This is a genomic window from Arthrobacter sp. StoSoilA2, from assembly GCF_019977195.1.
Taxonomy (GTDB): Bacteria; Actinomycetota; Actinomycetes; order Actinomycetales; family Micrococcaceae; genus Arthrobacter.
Window position 1 is genome coordinate 4,458,422 of the sequence record NZ_AP024643.1, and the last position, 17,788, is coordinate 4,476,209.

A 17,788-nucleotide genomic window follows, 5' to 3' on the forward strand; every position below is an offset into this window, starting at 1 on the left:
GAAGCCCTAATCCCTGGAAAGAGTTAGTCCTGTGGAAGCGGCGTGACCGGCAGCCCGTAGGCACGGATTGCTGTCGCCTCGAGCACGGCATCCTGTTCAGGGACGCTCAGTGAAGAGACGAGTTCCAACAACACATCCAAGGTCCTGCCGTAAGGCGCACCCAGTGTGCTGACCGGCCAGTCGCTGCCGATCATCAAGCGATCGGGACCGAAGGCTTCCAGCGCTTCGTCGAACAAGGGCCGCAACGAATCTGCGGAATACTCCACGCCGGGCAAGTGCAAGCCGGACAACTTGGCCACGGTGTTGGGCAGACGCCCTAGTTCTCGAAAATCAGCGCGCCAAAGGTCCATCGCAGTTGCGTCCGCAAGGGGTGGCTTGCCGAGATGATCCAGGACCACGGTCAGCTCAGGAAGTTCGCGGGCAAGCCGTACAGTGCCTCCCAGGTGGCGTGGGAAGGCATCGGGGACGTCGAAGGCCAGGCCGCGTGCGGCAAGCAAAGCCAGGGATTCGCGTACCGGGGGCAGGTCAAGGAAGTCATCCCGGGGATCATCGTGCACCAAATGCCGCACGCCCCTGAAGACGGAATGAGTGGCGAAGCGGTCCAGTTGGGACGCGGCTTCCGCGGGAGAGTCCAGTTGGATCCACCCCACGACGCCGAGTACCCACGGATTGCGCGACGCCACCCCCAGCATGCTCTCGGTGTCAGCAACTGAGTCGTCGGCCTGGACCAGGACCGCTCCCCTGACCCCCGCTGCGGCCAGGACCTCTTCGGCCTCATCCTCGCCGAAGCTGCGGAACAGCCCACCGTGCTGCGGGCCGAGCCATGAGTAGGGCCGGGCACCTCCCGTTACGAAGGTATCGAGATTCCAGAGATGCAGATGCGCGTCAATCACGCCGCAGGGCCTCCAACGCGTCCCACAATTCTTCGGGCACCGATTCCTGCATACGGCTGGCGTTCGAAGTGACCTGTTCAGGTCTGCTGGCCCCGACTGTCACATTCACCACGGCCGGATGCCGCAGGGGGAACTGGAGTGCCGCCGTCGGGAGTTCCACCCCGAAGTCGCGGCAGACTGCCGCGAGCGCACGCGCACGCTCAACCACTGCACGCGGTGCGCGGTCGTAGTTGTAATGCGCGTCGTCGGGGACTTCTGGACGGGCCAGCAGCCCGGAGTTGTAGACGCCAACATCCACGACGCCGGTGCGGTGCTCCACGCAGCGCTCGAGCAGCGGGGCGCTGGGCTGCTCAAGCAACGTGTAGCGTCCTGCGAGCATGATGAGGTCCAGGTCCGCGGCCTCGACACATTCCAAGGCTGCTTCCGCGGAGTTGGTGCCGACGCCGATGGCTTTGACCAAGCCCTCGGCGCGCAGTTTCTCCAGCGCTGGAAGGGCGTGGGAGATGCCCTTCTGGAGATCGTGGACATCGGGATCGTGGAGGTATGCGATATCCACATGGTCCAGGCCCAGGCGTTCCAGGGAGTCCTCGATGCTGCGCCGGATGCCGGCTTCGGTGAAATCCCATACGCGCCTGCTGGTAGCGGGGACGTCGAAGCCCTCGTCGTCCTTTGCCGAGCCGGCCGCTGCCGGGCCAGCCGTTGCCGAGCCGTCCGTTGCCGAGCCGGCATGGGGGTTGGCTTCCAGCAAGCGCCCCACTTTCGTGGAGATGACGAATTCTTCCCGGGGTTTGTCCCGGAGGACGGCGCCCAATCTCTGCTCGGACAAGCCCAGGCCGTAGTGGGGTGCGGTGTCGAAATAGCGGACCCCTGAATCCCAGGCCGCCAGGACAGTGGCCAATGCTTCCCCATCCGGGATGGCTTTGTACAGGTTTCCGATGCCGGCCCCACCGAATCCGAGCCTGCCGAGAGTCAGTGGTTCAGAGTTCATGGCAGTTCCCATACTTTCTGGATACCCGAATCGTTTCCGGAGTAATCGTCCTGAACCTCAAGAAGTTCTGCCATCCGGGCCTGCCAGGGAACGTTCGCCGGATGATCCGCGAGCGCATGGCGCATGGCTTGGTAGTCCTCGACGTCCACCACGTGGAAAAGGTCCAGCCCGCTGCGCCAGATCCGCCAATTCCGTACGCCGGCTCCTTTGAGGGCTTCAACGAGTTCGGGCGGGATGTTCGCGTGGGCGTCTGCGTATGCCTCTTCGGTTCCGGGTTTGAGCCGGGTGTGGAGGGCGATGCTTTCAGTCATTGAGATTCCCCGGCTTCAGGAAAAGTTCAAGCACGGGCACAGCGACGTCGGGCCGCTGGACGGGGAGCTTGATGGTCAGGGTCCCGGCTGGTTGGCCTCCGGGGGTCATGTTCATGGCCTGCTGTGCGGGGTCCACCTGTTGGAGGAAGACCTCGGATGCGTCGTTGAGGAGTTGGGCATACTCCACTTTGCCGGCCAGGTCCGGGAGATGGACGTATTCAAAGGGCCAGGCGAAGAGATGCACGTACAGGCGGTCCCCGCGCTGGGTGTAGCGGGCATCCGCAGGTGCTGTGAACTGTGAAGTCCCCGCGCCGTAAATCGAGCGGGAATGCAGTTCCATCCACTCGCCGATGCCTTCAAGGGAGGCGAGCGCCCGGGGGTCGATGCTGCCCCGGCCTGTTGGGCCTACGTTAAGCAGCAGGTTGCCGCCTTTGGAGACGCCATCCACCAGCATTCGGATGAGCAGGTCCACGGATTTGTAGTTGAGGTTGTCGCGGTCGTAACCCCAGCTGCCGTTCAAGGTCTGGCAGGCCTCCCAAGTGACGGGGACGCCGTCGACCATCATGGGTCCGGCCGGCTGGTACTGCTCGGGGGTGACGAAGTCGCCGGGGATACCAAGGCGGTCGTTGACCACTATGCCCGGCTGCAGTTCCCGCACCATGGCGAGCAGGGTTTCGGAGTCCCAGTCCTTGGCACCCTTGCCGCCCCAGAACTCTGCGTGTCCGTCTCCTGCGTAGGAGAAATCGAAGAACAGGTAGTCGATGGTGCCGTAGTTGCCCAGGAGCTCGCGCACCTGTCCGTGCAGGTACTCGCGGTAGCGTGCCATGTCGCGTCCGGCGTTGAGGTTTTCGACGTCGGCTGCGTTGCGTTGGGGGTGCACGCCGTCGATGGTGAAGTCCGGGTGGTGCCAGTCGATCAGCGAGTGGTAGAAACCGACTTTGAGCCCTTCAGCCCGCAGCGCGTCCACGTAGGGTGCAATCAGGTCACGGCCCGCTGGGGTGTTGGTGGCTTTGTAGTTCGTCAGGGCTGAGTCCCATAGGCAGAAGCCATCGTGATGCTTGGTGGTGAGGACCACGTATTTCATGCCGGCCCTGCGCGCGGCCCGTGCCCATTCGTGGGGATCGTAGAGATCGGGGTCAAAGCGCCGGAAGTATTTGGAGTACTCCTCCACAGTGGTTTCCTCGCGGTTCATCACCCACTCGTGCCGGGCGGGCAGGGCATACAGGCCCCAGTGTACGAACATGCCAAAGCGTGCCTCTTCGAACCAAGGTGCGTGCTGGATCAACGGGATACCTTCCGTGTGCCGGGATTTGGCAGTGCTTTTTGGAGCGTCAGGCCCGGATTGGGAGCCGCTCAGCGCTTCCCAATCCGGGCTGATTCTATTGGTAGAGGTTGGGCTTAATGGTCTCGGAGTCGATGTTCTTGGCGTCGTACCAGTAGAAGCCGGTATCGATCTTGCCCGGCAACTTCTCACCCTTGATCGCGGCAACGGCGGCCTTGATCGTCTCATAGCCGATGCCAACGGGGTTCTGGGTGACGGCGCCTGCCATGAGCCCGGACTTGATCGCGTCGATTTGCGCCTTGCCGGAGTCGAATCCGACGATCGTCAGCTTGCCCTTGAGGCCAAGCTCCTCCACGGCCTTGACGACGCCGATTGCCGAACCTTCGTTGGTTCCGTACATGCCTTTGAGGTTCGGGTTGGCGGTGATGATCGCCTTGGCAGCGTCTGCCGAGAGCAGCTGGTCACCACCGGCGTACTGGATGGCGACGATCTTGACGCCGGGGTTGTTCTTTTCGATGTATTCCTTGAAGCCGTCCCGACGGTCCGTGCCGGACTTGGACGTCTGGTCGTGGCCGATGATGGCGATCTCCCCTGATCCGCCAATCAGTTCAGCAAGGTGCTTGGCAGCCTCAGCTGCTGCAGCCTTGTTGTCGGTGGAAGCCGTGGTGGCCGGGATGGTGGAGTCAACGCCGGAGTCGAACGCAATGACCGGGATGTTCTTGCTCTTGGCCTGCTCCAGGAGGGGCGTGGCGGCCTGTGAGTCCAGCGCTGCGAAGCCGATGGCTGCAGGCGATTTGCCCAGTGCCGTGGTGAGCATCTGGATCTGCTGGTCGACGTCCTTCTCGGTGTTCGGGCCCTCAAAGCTGATCTCGACGTTGAATTCCTTGGCAGCCTTGTCCGCTCCTTGCTTGACGGCCTGCCAGAACTGGTGCTGGAAACCTTTGGACACGACGGCGATGTACGGCTTGGCGCCGTCGGCTGCTGCTCCGCTGGCGGAGGCGGATCCGGCCGGTGCCTCGCAGCCGGCGATGGCAACGGCACCTAGGGCGAGGCCGGTGAGGGTAAGGAAGGAACGGCGGTTGTGGATGGACTTGCTCACGATTGAAGACTCCCTTTTCTGAGGATGCGTTCTGGAGAAGATGCGTTCTGGAGAGGATGCGATTGGGTGGAGCGGAAGCGGGTGGTTGGAGCCGAAACGCAGCGGCTATTTGGTGGTCTCCTTCCTGCGCAGCATGTCCAGATAGACCGCCACGAGGATCACGACGCCGATTGCCACGTTCTGCCACTCCTGCGGCACGGAGATAATGCGCAGGCCGTTGGTCAGGACGGACATGATGAGGGCGCCGATCACCGTTCCGACGATGGAGCCTTTGCCTCCGGCCAGGGATGTTCCACCGATCACGACGGCGGCAATCGCCTGCAGCTCGTAGCCCATGCCCTGCCCCGGCTGGGCGGAGTTCAGGCGGGCTGCAATGATGACGCCGGCCAGGCCTGTGAAGGCTCCGGCGGCCGTATAGATCCACAATTTCCAGTTCCGCACATTGATGCCGGAAAGTGCTGTTGCTTCCTCGTTGGAGCCGATGGAAAAGGTGTAGCGGCCCAAGAGCGTCTTGCTCATGACGAGTCCGGCCAGTACGGCCACCGCGAAGAAGATGAATACTGCGTTGGGAACTACCAGGCCCGGGATGGGCTTGCCGAGGGCAAGGTTGGCGAAGCCTTCAGTGCTGGTGAAATAGATGGGCTTGGTTCCGGAAACCACCAGGGCCATGCCCTGTGCTACGAGCATCGTGGCCAAGGTGGCAATGAACGGTGGGATCTTCAGGAACGAAATAAGGAACCCATTGACGGCACCGATCACAGCACCCATCAGGATGCCGCCAATGACGCCGGCCCACAGCGGCAGCCCGAGATAGGTCAGGACCACGCCCGTCATGACCGAGCACAGGCTCATGCCGGTACCTACGGAGAGATCAATGCCTCCGGTAATGATCACGAACGTCGCGCCCAGGGCCAGCAACCCGATCACGACGGTGGAGAGAAGGATGTCCGAAAGATTGCTTGGCACCAGGAACCTTGAGTTCATCGCACCGAAAAAGATGACCAGGACAATGAGTGAACCGAAGGCCAGGAGCTGTTGAAGGGATGAACGGAACCGGGTTGCCAGGTCACGTACGGGCTTCTGTTCGGCGGGTCCGGGCTTTGTACCCTGGTTGCGGGACGCGGGGGTCTCTACAAGGCTCATGCTGTCATTGCTCCTGGTGTGGCGATGGCGCGGCGGGTGGCCAGCTCCATGATTTGTTCCTGGGTGGCTTCAGCGTTGCTGAGGAAGCCTGTGATCCGGCCTTCGGCCATAACGGCGATCCGGTGGGACATGCGCAGGATCTCGGGAAGCTCCGAGGAGATCATGATGATCGATTTCCCACCGGCGGCCAGTTCGTTAAGGAGCCTGTAAATTTCCTCCTTGGCACCAACGTCGATTCCACGCGTGGGTTCATCAAAAATGAGAATGTCGCAGTCCTTGACCAGCCACTTGGCGATCACGATCTTTTGCTGGTTGCCGCCGGAGAGATTGCGCGCCAGCTGGTTGATGGATGGCGTTTTGATCCGTAGCTTCCTGCTGTATTCCTCAGCGGTCCTGCGCAACGCCGAATCCTTGATGAAACCACCCGGCGCGTTCGCCGCGAGTGAGGAGAGCATGATGTTTTCCTTCACGTCCCGCTCAAGCATGAGGCCAAGATGCTTTCGGTCCTCGGACAGGTAGCCGATGCCCAGCTTCGCGGCAGCGGCAGGGTTCGGGATGGCCGCATCAACACCGCGTACCTGTAGCCGGGTGAACGTGGCACGATCGGCGCCCACCAGGGCCCGTGCCACCTCCGTCCGACCTGCGCCCATGAGCCCGGCGAAGCCAAGGATTTCGCCGCGTCGCAGTTCGAATCCGACATCCCGCAGCAAGGCTCGCGTCGATAACCCCTCAACCGAAAGCACGACGTCGTTACGCACCTCGGCGGGGACCGCCGTCGGGCGCTGTTCTCCCGAAATCCGACGCCCCACCATCAGGGAGATGACTTCCTTCATGGTGGTTTCCGCTGTATTGACGGTGTCCACGTACTCGCCATCGCGGATGACGGTGATGCGCTGTGAGATCTGCTTGAGTTCGTCCATCCTGTGGGAGATGTAGATGACGCCTGTGGTGGGAGAGATGAATCCACGGATGATCTGGTGCAGGGCGGCCACCTCGGCGTCATTCAGTGCTGCCGTTGGTTCGTCCATGATGATCACTTTGGAATCGTGGCTCAGTGCTTTCGCGATCTCCACCATCTGCTGCTTGGCGACCGTCAGCTGCCCCACTTTCTGACGGGGATTCAACTGCAGCCCGATCCTGTCCAGCAGTTCCCGGGCCTGATGGTTGAGGGCCCGTTCGTTCAGCACTCCGAAGCGCCGGGGTTCGCGGCCGATGAAGATGTTCTGGGCCACGGTGAGGTCCGGCATCAGGTTGAATTCCTGGTGGATGATGCTGATGCCCAGTTCCTGCGCGTGCTTGGGACTGTTGGGGACAAAGGCCGTTCCGTTCAGCTCGAAGGCGCCGCTGTCCGGTGTGTAGATGCCGGATAGAAGCTTCATCAGCGTGGACTTTCCGGCGCCGTTCTCACCCACGAGCGCAAGGACTTCACCATGGCGAAGCTCCAGCCCCATGTTGTTCAGGGCCCGGACTCCGGGGAAACTCTTGCTGACTCCATGAAGGGAGAGCAGCGGTGGTGCTTGCTGGGTCATGCGATCACTTCCTTGTGAGCGTGCACGTGCTGTCGCGGTACGTTATCGGGCCCAGACGGGGCCGTCGGGGAAGGCGTATTCCGTCAGTGTTTCACGCACCATTTCGTTGCCCGCGCCAGGAGCCGACGGCGGCCAGTAGACGCCGCTTCGGACGTCCACGGGTGTGATGAAGTGCTGGTGCAGATGGTCCACGAACTCGATCATCCTGCCTTCTTTGGTACCAGAGACTGCAACGAAGTCGAACATGGACAGGTGCTGAACGGCCTCGCACAGCCCCACGCCGCCGGCATGCGGACACACCCGGATCCCGAACTTGGCCGCGAGCAGCAGGATGGCAATGTTCTCGTTGACCCCGGCTACACGGGCCGCATCTATCTGCAGGACCTGGAGGGAGCCAGCCTGGAGCATCTGCTTGAACACCACCCGGTTCTGGACGTGCTCGCCTGTTGCCACGGGGATGGGGGCAACCCCGCGGGCAATGGCCGCATGCCCCAGGACGTCATCGGGGCTGGTAGGTTCCTCGATCCAGGCGATGTCATAGGGAGCCAGGTGGGCCATCCAATCGATGGCTTCCTGGACATCCCAGCGCTGGTTGGCGTCCACCGCGATCCTGGTGTCCGGACCCACCGCCGCCCGGGCAATCCCGACGCGCCGGATATCGTCCTCCAAGGAGGCACCCACCTTGAGCTTGATCTGCGCAAACCCATCGGCCACGGCTTCCTTGGCAAGGCGCGTAAGTTTCTCGTCGCTGTAACCCAGCCAACCCGGCGTCGTGGTGTAGGCGGGGTAGCCTTCAGCGCGGAGGGCTGCTTTGCGTAGCTCCTTTCCCGGCTCCGCCATCCGGAGGATCGCCAGCGCTTCATCCGGCGTGAGGGCGTCGGAGAGGTATCTGAAGTCCACCAATGCCACGAGTTCCTCGGGACTCATGTCTGCCAGCAGTTCCCAGAGCGGCAAGCCTGCCCGCTTGGCCTTCAGATCCCAGAGAGCGTTGACCACCGCACCTATGGCCATATGTATGACGCCCTTCTCCGGTCCAAGCCAGCGGAGCTGGGAATCGTGGGCCATCAGCTTCCAGGTGGCACCCATGTCGCCCAGGAGGTCCTCCACGTTACGGCCCAGAATGTGCTCCCGGAGGGCGTCGAGGGCTGCCGTCTCAACCTCGTTTCCGCGCCCGATCGTGAACACGAAGCCGTGGCCTTCATGACCGTCACCGGCATCAGTGCGAATGATCAGGTACGCGGCTGAATAGTCGGGGTCCGGGTTCATGGCATCGGAGCCATCGAGGTCCTGTGAGGTGGGAAAGCGGATATCGAAAGTGTCCACTGCGGTGACGACGCTCATTGCGCTCCTTGCTTGGCAGCTGGCGGTTGATCTAGGTAGAGCTAAACATCCGATGTCTACCTTGTCAATGGGTCACATTTCCGTATTATGTAGTGAAACAGCACACTAGAGCTCGGATGTTAGTCCCAAACGCACGGAGGAAGCCATGACCTTGAAATTCGCCAGGCTGGGTACGGCCGGAAACGAACAACCGGCCGTCATCGCCCAGGACGCCGACGGCACAGAGAAGTACTTCGATCTCTCGACGCTGACCAACGACATCGACGGCGTTTTCCTCGCCTCCGACGGTTTCACCCGGACCCGCGCAGCCCTCCAATCGGGGGAACTTGCGGAAATTTCCGTCGAGGGCATGCGCATCGGCGCTCCCATTGCCCGGCCCGGCTCGGTGATTGCCATCGGCCTGAATTACACCGCGCACGCCGCCGAATCCGGGGCCACGCCGCCCGAGGTACCAGTGGTTTTCCTCAAGCCGTCCAACACCATCAGCGGACCTTTCGACGCAGCGCCCATCCCGCCGTCGTCGGAAAAGTACGACTGGGAAGTGGAATTGGCAATCGTGATCGGCAAGGAAGCGTCCTACCTTTCCTCCCTGGACGAGGCCGAAGCATGCATCGTCGGCTACGCAGTGGCCAACGACCTGTCCGAGCGCGACTACCAGATTCCCGGAGCCGCCGGACAATGGACCAAGGGCAAGTCACTCCCCGCCTCCACTCCCTTGGGCCCGTGGCTTGTACCCGCCGCTGACGTTGATGCCAACAACCTCCGGCTGAGGACCCTGGTCAACGGCGAAGCCCGCCAGGACTCGAACACCTCGGACATGATTTTCGATCCCGCCACGATTGTCCACCACCTCAGCCAGTACATGGTTCTGGAGCCAGGTGATGTCATCATCACCGGCACACCCGAAGGTGTGGCCCTCTCCGGTAGGTTCCCGTACATCCAGCCCGGCGACGTCGTGGAACTGGAGATCGACGGCTTGGGCCGGCAGCGCCAGGAATACTACCGCGCGCAGGCCGGCACCGTTTCCGCCGTCCCTGCCCACATCAGCGCCTGATGGCAACCCCTATGGGCCAGGAATTCGAAGGCCTGGCAGCACTCGTAACCGGCGGGGCCTCCGGGATTGGTGCTGCCATCGCCCACCGGCTCTCCGCCGGTGGCGCGCAGGTCGCCGTCCTGGACCTGGCACCTGAAACCAGCCCGCACTTCGGCGTGGAATGCAACGTGGCCGATGACGCCTCGGTGCGTTCCGCCGTCGAGACCGTTGCCAGGCAGTTCGGCCGCCTGGACATCGTGGTCAACAACGCCGGTATAGGCGCCCAAGGTGACATCGCCGCAAACGACGACGACGAGTGGCTCCGGGTCCTGAACATCAACGTCGTGGGAATTGCGCGCGTCAGCAGAGCGGCGCTGCCCTACCTGCGTGAGTCGCCGTCCGCGGCCATCGTGAACACGTGCTCGATTGCCGCGACCGCCGGGCTGCCCCAGCGGGCGCTGTACTCGGCGTCGAAGGGTGCGGTGCTGTCCTTGACGCTGGCCATGGCTGCCGACCACGTCCGCGAGGGCATCCGCGTGAACTGCGTCAACCCAGGCACCGTGGACACTCCTTGGGTGGGCCGCCTCCTGGATTCCGCCGCTGACCCTGCAGCTGAGCGCGCCGCGCTCAATGCCCGTCAACCTCATGGCCGGATGGTGGACCCTGCCGAGGTTGCAGGCGCGGTCGCCTACCTCGCGAGCCCGCTGTCCGGTTCGACGTCGGGAACCTCCCTGGCCGTCGACGGCGGCATGCAGGGTTTGCGGCTAAGGCCGGTTCAGTAGGGGGTGCGTTGGTTGGGGATGGCTCCTGAGTTGGCTCACGGGCTCAGGTCTCGCGGACCGGCAGGCCGCTGAGCTGCGGTGTTGTGTCAAAAGAGAGATGGACAGTGGGACTTCGAACCTTCCGAGGCAGGCGCCGGAACCCCTGGCCTCGAAGCTGGCTGTGCCGACTGCTAGCCGTCCAGCCGATCCGGCGTGGTTATCCTGTCGTGCCCCTCGTCCATACTTGACGTTGGATGCCGAGTGACAATGGGGCGCTGGTTATCGTACCGATGAGAGCAAAGCTTACTACCACTTGCGCGGCTTCCTGTGTCGCCTACGGGGTACCCATCGGTTGTCGCTTGTTGTGGCATTTCGGTTTGTGCCAGGCACGGGTGAGCGTAGCGAGCGACGCCCTGTCTGCTCGGTCTGCTGGCAGATGCCCGGCGACTGACGGGCTGGAACAGCTGGGCAGCGACCGAAGGGTCTGCGGCCGATTCCATCCCACTGCACTGCAACCACCAGTTCCGTTGCCCTTGCGAAACTCGTCCAAACCCTCCCCGGTCCGCCTGCGCTCCCACGCGGTTCCCACTAAGAACCCAAGTGGGACGGTTCTTCACTGCACCTTGTCAAAGTGCTTGAGTAAGGCCGCGTCCCAGATGAGATGACGAGGCACGGATAGTCTGTGGTCGAGGTCCAAGGGAGGAAGAAGGGCCGCTGCGTGAACTCTTTTGTGGCCAGCGGTCAATACATAGTGTGAGCACAGACAGCGAAATCATCAGGCGGTCCCGGGACAGCCCCGCAGTTTTCGGGGAGCTGTACGATCGGCATGCCTCAGCCATTTACAGGTATGCGGCCAGAAGGGCAGGGGAATTCGCCGCGGACGACGTTACCTCGGAAACCTTCCTGGTCGCTTGGGAGCATCTGGAAAGATACGACACGAGCCGGGACGATGCCCGGCCATGGTTGTTCGGCATCGCTACCAACTTGCTTCGACAGCATCACCGGGCCGAAGCCAGCGTCCTCAGAACAGCCGCGAAAACGGCTTCAAGTGAGGCCATAGCCGATGACTCCGACCGGATCGCTGCTGAGGTCGACGCCAAGGTAGCCACCGGGAGAATTGCTCAAGCCCTCCGGGATATGGCTGCGATCGACCGGGAAACGTTGTTGCTCTACGCATGGGCTGATCTGACTTACGAAGGCATTGCCCAGGCCATGGGCGTTCCGGTCGGGACGGTTCGCTCCCGCTTGAACCGTGCGCGGCAAACACTTCAAGCCCAGCTCAACCTTGAAAGACCTACCGAAACGGAGAACCACCATGGACGACCTTCAGCTGCTCCGCGAGATGCGTAGCGATGTCGGCTCAGCACCACCTGCTACGTTGGCCCGGGGCAGGGAAAAAGTCATGGCCAAAGTGCAAGCGTCCGTCAGCTCAGCGTCTCAGCGGAAACCCACCGTTTCGCCTATTCGGTTCCGGCGACGTGCCCTTTTCGCTTCTGCCGCTGCCGCGCTGTTGGTCGGCGGTATCGTCATTGCCGATGTCGTCAGACCTGGAGGTCCGGGAACCACGGCAGAGGCGGCCGAGGTGCTGAACAACGCCGCTGCTGCAACCATTCAAACGTCCGACCCTGTGGTGGGACCCGGCCAGTATCTGAAGATCGCAACGAGGTCGGTCTTTGGAACGGGGGGGCAGGCTGCCAATGTAAGCGACGTGAGATGGGAAGAGACCACAAACAGTCAGATGTACGTGCCAGCCGACAGGGCAGATGTATGGGTCTGGAACCGGGAACCTCGCCTGATTTTGGACTCGCCGAGCGAGGAAGCCAAGGCTCTGCCAGACGAGGTCCGTGAGGCTCAGGAAGCCGAGTGGGATGGGCAGCCTGAGTTCGTCGGGATTCTGCGTTCCCCGGGAGGTGTCTTCTATGGGAGTGAGCCGACCGTCATCGTTGGTACGCCGTTAAGGGAGGCCGCGAGTCTGCCTAGGGATCCACGGGCTCTCCTGGATTTGATCTACGAACGCATCAAGGGCGCCGGGAAGTCTCCCGACGGTGAGGCTTTCACGGCAATCGCGGACGGCCTGCGGACAGGAGTCGTTCCGGCTGACCTGCGCGCTGCGCTGTACAAGGCAGCTGCTCTAATTCCCGGCGTTACGGTGACTGACAGGCACGCAATGATCGACGACCGCACAGGCATCGCCATCGGTATCGCATCATCTGACGGAGTGACGGGAGCGAACATCGTTATCGATCCTGCCTCGGGTCTGGTCATCGGGGTACAGTCCGTGTTGCTCAAGGACTATCCCGGATATCCCGCGGGGACCGTCACGACTTGGACCTCGCTGAGGACCTCAGTGGTGGACTTCGCTCCCTAAGCTGTCGCCCCAGAGAGATTTGCCCCACATCACGGCGGGGCGGTCGCCGTTGGGGGATGACCGCCCCAAGTGGACGGACTGAGCCCGAACGGTCCGTCCACCGGCCCTGCATGCCTACCTCGCGATGATGGTTCTCCTCACCGCTGGGATGAACCCCAGGGACGCTAAACCCCTTTAATCTGGCATAGATTTTGAGATTCGGAAATCTTTGACCGAAGGAGTGCTGGAGAGTATCCGGAAAGTGATTCTCGTTTGTCACGCCCTATGAACTTGTTTTGCGATTCGACAGCAACAGGACGCCGAACGTCGCGAGGCACGTTCAGCAGAACATCATTTCGTTAGAGGAAGAATCGTCGGCTTCACTTAGCCAGCCAATTCCCGCCCACGCGAAGCAGTATTGAGCAGTTTCCCATTGCTGCGGCGTCCTAGGCGAGTTCACCGGCAGAAACAGCGAGCCCGTTACTCCCGCTTTCCGCCCTTGTATTTTCCTTACGACGGCGGCTCCAGATCGCAAAAGGCGTGGCGAAGCCAGATTGTCTGAGGAACAGGTTAGAGTCTGCTCCAGTCGGCGTGGTCGACAACCAAATCTCAATTATGGGGGCAATATGCGGAAGTTAATCAAGGGCGGGATCTCTGGGATCTCGGCCCTGATTGCGGCACTTTTTGTCGTTGTGATCGGCGTGCAGCCGGCTCACGCAGGGTGGTACAACTATTTGGCTGGTCACCCGATGTACAAAGGCACTTCGCCTTGGTGTACCGGCAGTTATGTCATTAACGGCACGAGCGGGACTTTTATCCTGACGGCTGGCCATTGCTTTTCTGTGGGCGAACGGGTGTCCGGCACGGGCGCCCAGTTCGGCACGCTGGAGTACCGAAAGAACAACGGCACTGACGGTGACTCCGGGCTCGTTCGACCCGACGCCGGCGTCGACGTGTACCAGACCATTGTTGATCCGAAGACAGGGAATGCTCCTGGCAGCGGACATGTAACGGGAAAGATGCCCAGTGCTGATCAGACTCTCGGCACTGCGGTCGGCAAGATGGGCAATACAACAGGCTGGACTGAAGGAACGATCCAATACCGCTTTTTGGATTGGAACGGAGTTTACGTCTACTGCGCCAACTATGCCCGAGCCGGAGGTGATTCCGGCGGTCCCGTTTGGCGACAGGACAGCCAAGGTCTGCGAGCTGTTGGCATGCACGTCGGGGCCCTTAACTACAACGGTTCCGTTCTCGGTTGCTACATCCCCATAGACACTCTTTTGAGTCAGTGGGGAGCGAGCATGAACTTCTGGCCAGCGTACGCAGCTCGTGGGACAGTTTCAGAGGAAGAATTGATGCCTCCAAGCCCGAGCAACGAGCTCCCGCCCGTACTCACAGCCGCCGATGGTGTGCAGCTGATCCTGGACTAGTGGGAGTCTCCGGAAGCGGTAGCTGGGCAAACGTGTTTGCTCGCTAATACAAACTAAATATGGGATGTCCTCCTGGTTGCTCAGAAAACCAATGCAGCAGCTAGGAGGATATCCATTTAATGTGCTGTCAATTCGTCACGGCAACCTGCCCAGCTTGGCGGCTGATGCCAGCTGCCCGGCCAATATCCGTCCAGGAAGCGCCTGCCGCTTTCGCAGCCGCAACGGTCTTATCCAGACGATGCCCGGCCTGCCGGTGCTCCCTCGCCGCCGCCTCCACCCCAGGAATCGCTTCGGGCCTGAGTTGGCTCACGGGCAGTGGTCTCGCGGAGCGGCAGGCCGCTGACCTGTGGTGATGTTTGCGGATGTACAGTTTTTCACGCACTGATGGAACTTGATCTAGTGTCACGGTGTGGCATTGATCAGGAGGGTGCGGACGGCATCTGGCGCTCAGCGACCATCACCATCAACGGCACACGCAGACCTTCGCACCCGACATCGCCAACGAGCAACAAGCCATTCTCGATGCCATCCGGAGTCCAAAACTCACGCACTGAGCAAATGAGCCACGTCAGGCCGGATGGTGGACCCTGCCGAGGTTGCAGGCGCGGTCGCCTACCTCGCAAGCCCGCTGTCCGGTTCGACGTCGGGAACCTCCCTGGCCGTCGACGGCGGCATGCAGGGTTTGCGGCTAAGGCCGGTTCAGTAGGGGCGCTGTGATTGGGACTGCCTCGGTTGGGGCTGGTTTGACGTGGCGTTTCAGTAAAGCCCGTTGAAGATGTTCCAGCCCCAACCGACAGTCTCCATGCCCTTCCAACCACCGCGACCATCGCCGTAGTACATCACCAGATCGCCGGCGGCATTCACGCCATGGACATCATTGAAACCGTCCCGGTTGAAGTCGCCAGCACTGCCAACCATGGTCAGGACGTTCCAGCCTTGGCCGATCTGGCGCACCATGGTCCAGCCACCGTGGCCGTCACCGCCATACAGATACAGTCGTCCGGCTTTGTCTTTCGCCAGGACGTCCACGTTGCCGTCTCCATCCCAGTCACCAGGCCCGATGAGCAGGTCCATGACGTCCCAGCCTTGGCCGACTTTCACGCGAGGATTCCAGCTGCCGAAGGGCTTGGACGGATAGATGTAAAGGTCGCCGTTCGTCTCTGCGCTGAGGAGATCGTTCATTCCGTCCCCGTCGAAGTCCCCTGGTCCAATCGCAAGAACCGTCGGCTGCCACTCCCAAGTGGCTTGCGGGTACAGCGTATGGAACCCTCCGTCGCCCGTTCCCGGGTAGCGGTAGAGCGTCCCCGAGGTGTTCTCGACCATGAGGTCGGCGATGCCGTCGTGGGTCACGTCGCCCGGGGCGATGATCGTGGTGAAGAAGCCCCACCCCGGACCTACATAGCGGGATTCCTTCCACCCTTTGACGTTGTCCTTACCGAGGTACAAAATGAGTGCGCCGCCATGGGTACGGCCAAGCAGCTCAAAAACCCCACGGCCGGTGAAGCCAGCCGCGCGCACCGGTCCCTGCGCTACGGCCGGTGTTGCTTCCGTGACCAGTTCCTGGCCGGGGCACTTGCCGGGCGAAGCCTTGACTATTGCCGAGATTCGCCCGCCGATGTCGTCTTTCTCCAGGACGTAGAGATTCCGGTTGTAGAGCGGGTTCCCGTCTACGGGTTGGCCGTCCCGGAGCCATTGGACGGAGTAGCCAGGATCCCCGTCTCCTCCGCAGCCCGAAAAGTAGTCCTGGGCACCCTGAACGAACAGCGCCGAGCCGACAATAGGTGCACCGGAGATCTTCACGCCAGACGCATCCGCAGCGTGGGCAGGGGAAACGAAGCCCGAAACAACGAGCGCCGGACCGAAGAACAGCGCCGCAATGCTTTTGATGATCGAGTTCTTTGGTGACATGTTCGCCCTCCCCCTCAGTGGGCCTTGAATCAGTGGAGCCCGTTGAAAATGTTCCAGCCCCAGCCGATGGTCTCGACGCCCTTCCAACCGCCGCGGCCATCGCCGTAGTACATCACGAGGTCATCGGCGTCGACAGCTTCCGCGGGCGGAGCAAACGTTGTGCCAATCAGCAAACCCACGGATCCCCCTCTTTACGGCGTGGCCCAGCCAGGTGTTGCGCTTATCTTAGGTGCGGGAAACGACGCCGGGACGAAAGCGGGTGGCGACAGGCCGCCGTCGGGTGTTGGCTGCGTAACGCAACGGGCCTGCAACGTCCCAGGGCGGATGCTTCCCCTATGCTCAACTCCAAGGAATCAACGGCGATCCACCAAGCACACCCAGGAGAAACCCCATGACCAACTGGCGTATCAGGGACTTCCATTCGTCCGATCTTGACGGCATCCTGCACCTCTGGGAGTCACTCAAGGCTGATGGTGTTGAGCCCGTGTACGCACTCTCTGAGGTCCTTGCCTCGTGTGAGAAGGACCATGCAGTGGTGGCTGTCCAGGGCGATCAAGTGGTTGGCGCCGCGGTTGGACGTGCGGCGCATGACCAAGGCTGGGTCGTTTTCCTCGCCACGCTGACGGAGTTCCGTGGCAGGGGCATCGGCACTTCGCTGCTGTCCGCCGTCGAGAACCGCATGGCTCCGCACGGCCTCAACAAGCTGTCCGCGCTCATGCCGGAAACCGAAACCCGCGTGGAAGCGTTCCTGGGGCGCGGCTTCGTGGTGAAGAAGAACCTGCGGTACTTCGAACGGACCATTCCCGTGCAGCGCCAGGAGCTGGAACCGCTGAGCCTTCTCGGTGGCCGGATCCTGGCCCGCGACCTGTGGGAAAACGTGGCGGGCATGAAGCGCGAGAAGGAACTCTTGGAACGCCGTTTGGTCCTTCCGCTGGCTGAGGCGGACCTCGCCGACGAATACGGTGTGGTGCCGCCGCGCGCCGTCGTGCTTTTTGGTCCTCCGGGCACCGGCAAGACGACCTTTGCCAAGGCGATCGCTTCACGTTTGGAGTGGCCGTTCGTGGAGGTGTTCCCGTCGCGCCTGGCTTCTGACCCCAAGGGCCTGGCCGGGGCGCTGCGGGAGACGTTCCTGGAAATCGCCGAGCTGGAACACGCAGTGGTGTTCATTGACGAAGTGGAGGAGATCGCCTCGCAGCGCGCGGGCGATCCCCCGTCGCCGCTGCAGGGCGTCACCAACGAGCTCCTCAAGATCATCCCGGCTTTCCGCGAACAGCCAGGCCGCCTCCTGGTCTGCGCCACCAACTTCATTCGCGCCCTGGACACCGCGTTCCTGCGCCACGGCCGGTTCGACTACGTCATCCCCATCGGCCTGCCGGACGTCCACGCCCGCGAAGCAATGTGGCAGCGGTTCATCCCCGCCACCGTTGTGGACGACGTCGATATTGCCCAGTTGGTGGAACGCACCCAGGGTTTCTCGCCGGCAGACATCGAGTTTGCCGCGCGCAGCGCGTCCCAGCGCGCCTTGGAAAAGGCCGTGTACGACGACGGTGCTGCTTCGGGTGCGTCGTCCGCAGTCTCGTCGAACGGACGGAAGGGGCCGGTCACACAGGACTACCTCGACGCAATCGCCGATACCCGCACGACGGTGAGCGACGAGGTGTACCAGGAGTTCCTCGAAGACATCGATGTGCTGGGGCGCGTGTAAAGTTTGGCAACGGTA

16 protein-coding genes and 1 pseudogene are annotated in these 17,788 nt (G+C 62.1%); 7 read left to right on the forward strand and 10 right to left on the reverse strand.

The genetic code is table 11. The annotated features are described in order from the left end of the window. Positions 1–23 precede the first annotated feature (23 nt). The 8 genes from LDN82_RS20345 to LDN82_RS20380 all read right to left on the reverse strand — a co-directional run bounded on the left by LDN82_RS20345 (position 24) and on the right by LDN82_RS20380 (position 8,586). Positions 24–893, reverse strand: a complete 870-nt coding sequence (locus LDN82_RS20345) for an amidohydrolase family protein (protein ID WP_224165620.1) — start codon at positions 891–893, stop codon at positions 24–26. After that, on the reverse strand, positions 886–1,881 hold the full coding sequence (locus tag LDN82_RS20350) for an aldo/keto reductase (protein WP_224165621.1): 996 nt from the start codon (positions 1,879–1,881) through the stop codon (positions 886–888). The genes LDN82_RS20345 and LDN82_RS20350 overlap by 8 nt, the downstream gene beginning before the upstream one ends. Further along, positions 1,878–2,192: an L-rhamnose mutarotase gene (locus LDN82_RS20355; protein WP_224093482.1), complete on the reverse strand. Its 315-nt coding sequence runs from the start codon at positions 2,190–2,192 to the stop codon at positions 1,878–1,880. Before LDN82_RS20355 ends, LDN82_RS20350 begins: the two co-directional genes overlap by 4 nt. Next, the gene (locus tag LDN82_RS20360) at positions 2,185–3,477 is read right to left on the reverse strand and encodes an alpha-L-fucosidase (RefSeq protein WP_224165622.1); all 1,293 of its coding nucleotides are present in this window, start codon (positions 3,475–3,477) and stop codon (positions 2,185–2,187) included. Before LDN82_RS20360 ends, LDN82_RS20355 begins: the two co-directional genes overlap by 8 nt. A gap of 94 nt (positions 3,478–3,571) precedes the next feature. Continuing rightward, positions 3,572–4,573: an ABC transporter substrate-binding protein gene (locus LDN82_RS20365; protein WP_224165623.1), complete on the reverse strand. Its 1,002-nt coding sequence runs from the start codon at positions 4,571–4,573 to the stop codon at positions 3,572–3,574. 105 nt (positions 4,574–4,678) lie between these two features. Further along, positions 4,679–5,716, reverse strand: coding sequence for an ABC transporter permease (locus LDN82_RS20370; RefSeq protein ID WP_224165624.1), 1,038 nt, complete (start codon positions 5,714–5,716; stop codon positions 4,679–4,681). Beyond that, positions 5,713–7,245 (reverse strand): sugar ABC transporter ATP-binding protein, encoded by a 1,533-nt coding sequence (locus LDN82_RS20375; RefSeq protein ID WP_224165625.1) that lies wholly within the window; start codon positions 7,243–7,245, stop codon positions 5,713–5,715. The genes LDN82_RS20370 and LDN82_RS20375 overlap by 4 nt, the downstream gene beginning before the upstream one ends. Positions 7,246–7,287: 42 nt before the next feature. Further along, positions 7,288–8,586, reverse strand: a complete 1,299-nt coding sequence (locus LDN82_RS20380; RefSeq protein ID WP_224165626.1) for an L-fuconate dehydratase — start codon at positions 8,584–8,586, stop codon at positions 7,288–7,290. A gap of 145 nt (positions 8,587–8,731) precedes the next feature. Between LDN82_RS20380 and LDN82_RS20385 the strand changes: the two genes are divergently transcribed. The 6 genes and pseudogenes from LDN82_RS20385 to LDN82_RS20410 form a co-directional block, all read left to right on the forward strand. Continuing rightward, positions 8,732–9,640 (forward strand): fumarylacetoacetate hydrolase family protein, encoded by a 909-nt coding sequence (locus tag LDN82_RS20385; RefSeq protein WP_224165627.1) that lies wholly within the window; start codon positions 8,732–8,734, stop codon positions 9,638–9,640. Further along, on the forward strand, positions 9,640–10,401 hold the full coding sequence (locus LDN82_RS20390; protein ID WP_224165628.1) for an SDR family oxidoreductase: 762 nt from the start codon (positions 9,640–9,642) through the stop codon (positions 10,399–10,401). The genes LDN82_RS20385 and LDN82_RS20390 overlap by 1 nt, the downstream gene beginning before the upstream one ends. A gap of 732 nt (positions 10,402–11,133) precedes the next feature. Further along, positions 11,134–11,730 carry an RNA polymerase sigma factor gene (locus tag LDN82_RS20395; RefSeq protein ID WP_224093477.1) on the forward strand — a complete coding sequence of 199 codons (597 nt, stop codon included), beginning with the start codon at positions 11,134–11,136 and terminating at the stop codon, positions 11,728–11,730. Next, positions 11,696–12,748: a CU044_5270 family protein gene (locus LDN82_RS20400; protein ID WP_224165629.1), complete on the forward strand. Its 1,053-nt coding sequence runs from the start codon at positions 11,696–11,698 to the stop codon at positions 12,746–12,748. The genes LDN82_RS20395 and LDN82_RS20400 overlap by 35 nt, the downstream gene beginning before the upstream one ends. A gap of 605 nt (positions 12,749–13,353) precedes the next feature. Continuing rightward, positions 13,354–14,160, forward strand: coding sequence for a trypsin-like serine protease (locus tag LDN82_RS20405; protein WP_224165630.1), 807 nt, complete (start codon positions 13,354–13,356; stop codon positions 14,158–14,160). A 571-nt stretch (positions 14,161–14,731) separates the two neighbouring features. Next, a pseudogene (locus tag LDN82_RS20410) lies at positions 14,732–14,866 on the forward strand (SDR family oxidoreductase); the annotation flags it as partial. 50 nt (positions 14,867–14,916) lie between these two features. Here the strand turns inward: LDN82_RS20410 and LDN82_RS20415 are convergent. Together LDN82_RS20415 and LDN82_RS20420 are read right to left on the reverse strand one after the other, a co-directional pair. Further along, the gene (locus tag LDN82_RS20415) at positions 14,917–16,068 is read right to left on the reverse strand and encodes a VCBS repeat-containing protein (RefSeq protein WP_224165631.1); all 1,152 of its coding nucleotides are present in this window, start codon (positions 16,066–16,068) and stop codon (positions 14,917–14,919) included. Positions 16,069–16,097: 29 nt separating this feature from the next. Beyond that, the gene (locus tag LDN82_RS20420; protein ID WP_224165632.1) at positions 16,098–16,247 is read right to left on the reverse strand and encodes a hypothetical protein; all 150 of its coding nucleotides are present in this window, start codon (positions 16,245–16,247) and stop codon (positions 16,098–16,100) included. Between the two features lie 212 nt (positions 16,248–16,459). On the opposite strand from LDN82_RS20420, the gene LDN82_RS20425 reads away from it, so the two are divergent. Further along, entirely contained in the window at positions 16,460–17,773 is a 1,314-nt protein-coding gene (locus LDN82_RS20425; RefSeq protein ID WP_224093469.1) for a GNAT family N-acetyltransferase, read from the forward strand. Positions 17,774–17,788 lie beyond the last annotated feature (15 nt).

Excerpts from the sequence above, each read along its gene's own strand:
- LDN82_RS20370 (WP_224165624.1), bottom strand. The coding sequence starts at position 5,716 with ATGAGCCTTGTAGAGACCCCCGCGTCCCGCAACCAGGGTACAAAGCCC.
- LDN82_RS20380 (WP_224165626.1), bottom strand. The coding sequence starts at position 8,586 with ATGAGCGTCGTCACCGCAGTGGACACTTTCGATATCCGCTTTCCCACC.
- LDN82_RS20385 (WP_224165627.1), top strand. The coding sequence starts at position 8,732 with ATGACCTTGAAATTCGCCAGGCTGGGTACGGCCGGAAACGAACAACCG.
- LDN82_RS20425 (WP_224093469.1), top strand. The coding sequence starts at position 16,460 with ATGACCAACTGGCGTATCAGGGACTTCCATTCGTCCGATCTTGACGGC.
- LDN82_RS20390 (WP_224165628.1), top strand. The coding sequence starts at position 9,640 with ATGGCAACCCCTATGGGCCAGGAATTCGAAGGCCTGGCAGCACTCGTA.
- LDN82_RS20405 (WP_224165630.1), top strand. The coding sequence starts at position 13,354 with ATGCGGAAGTTAATCAAGGGCGGGATCTCTGGGATCTCGGCCCTGATT.
- LDN82_RS20375 (WP_224165625.1), bottom strand. The coding sequence starts at position 7,245 with ATGACCCAGCAAGCACCACCGCTGCTCTCCCTTCATGGAGTCAGCAAG.
- LDN82_RS20400 (WP_224165629.1), top strand. The coding sequence starts at position 11,696 with ATGGACGACCTTCAGCTGCTCCGCGAGATGCGTAGCGATGTCGGCTCA.
- LDN82_RS20415 (WP_224165631.1), bottom strand. The coding sequence starts at position 16,068 with ATGTCACCAAAGAACTCGATCATCAAAAGCATTGCGGCGCTGTTCTTC.
- LDN82_RS20355 (WP_224093482.1), bottom strand. The coding sequence starts at position 2,192 with ATGACTGAAAGCATCGCCCTCCACACCCGGCTCAAACCCGGAACCGAA.
- LDN82_RS20350 (WP_224165621.1), bottom strand. The coding sequence starts at position 1,881 with ATGAACTCTGAACCACTGACTCTCGGCAGGCTCGGATTCGGTGGGGCC.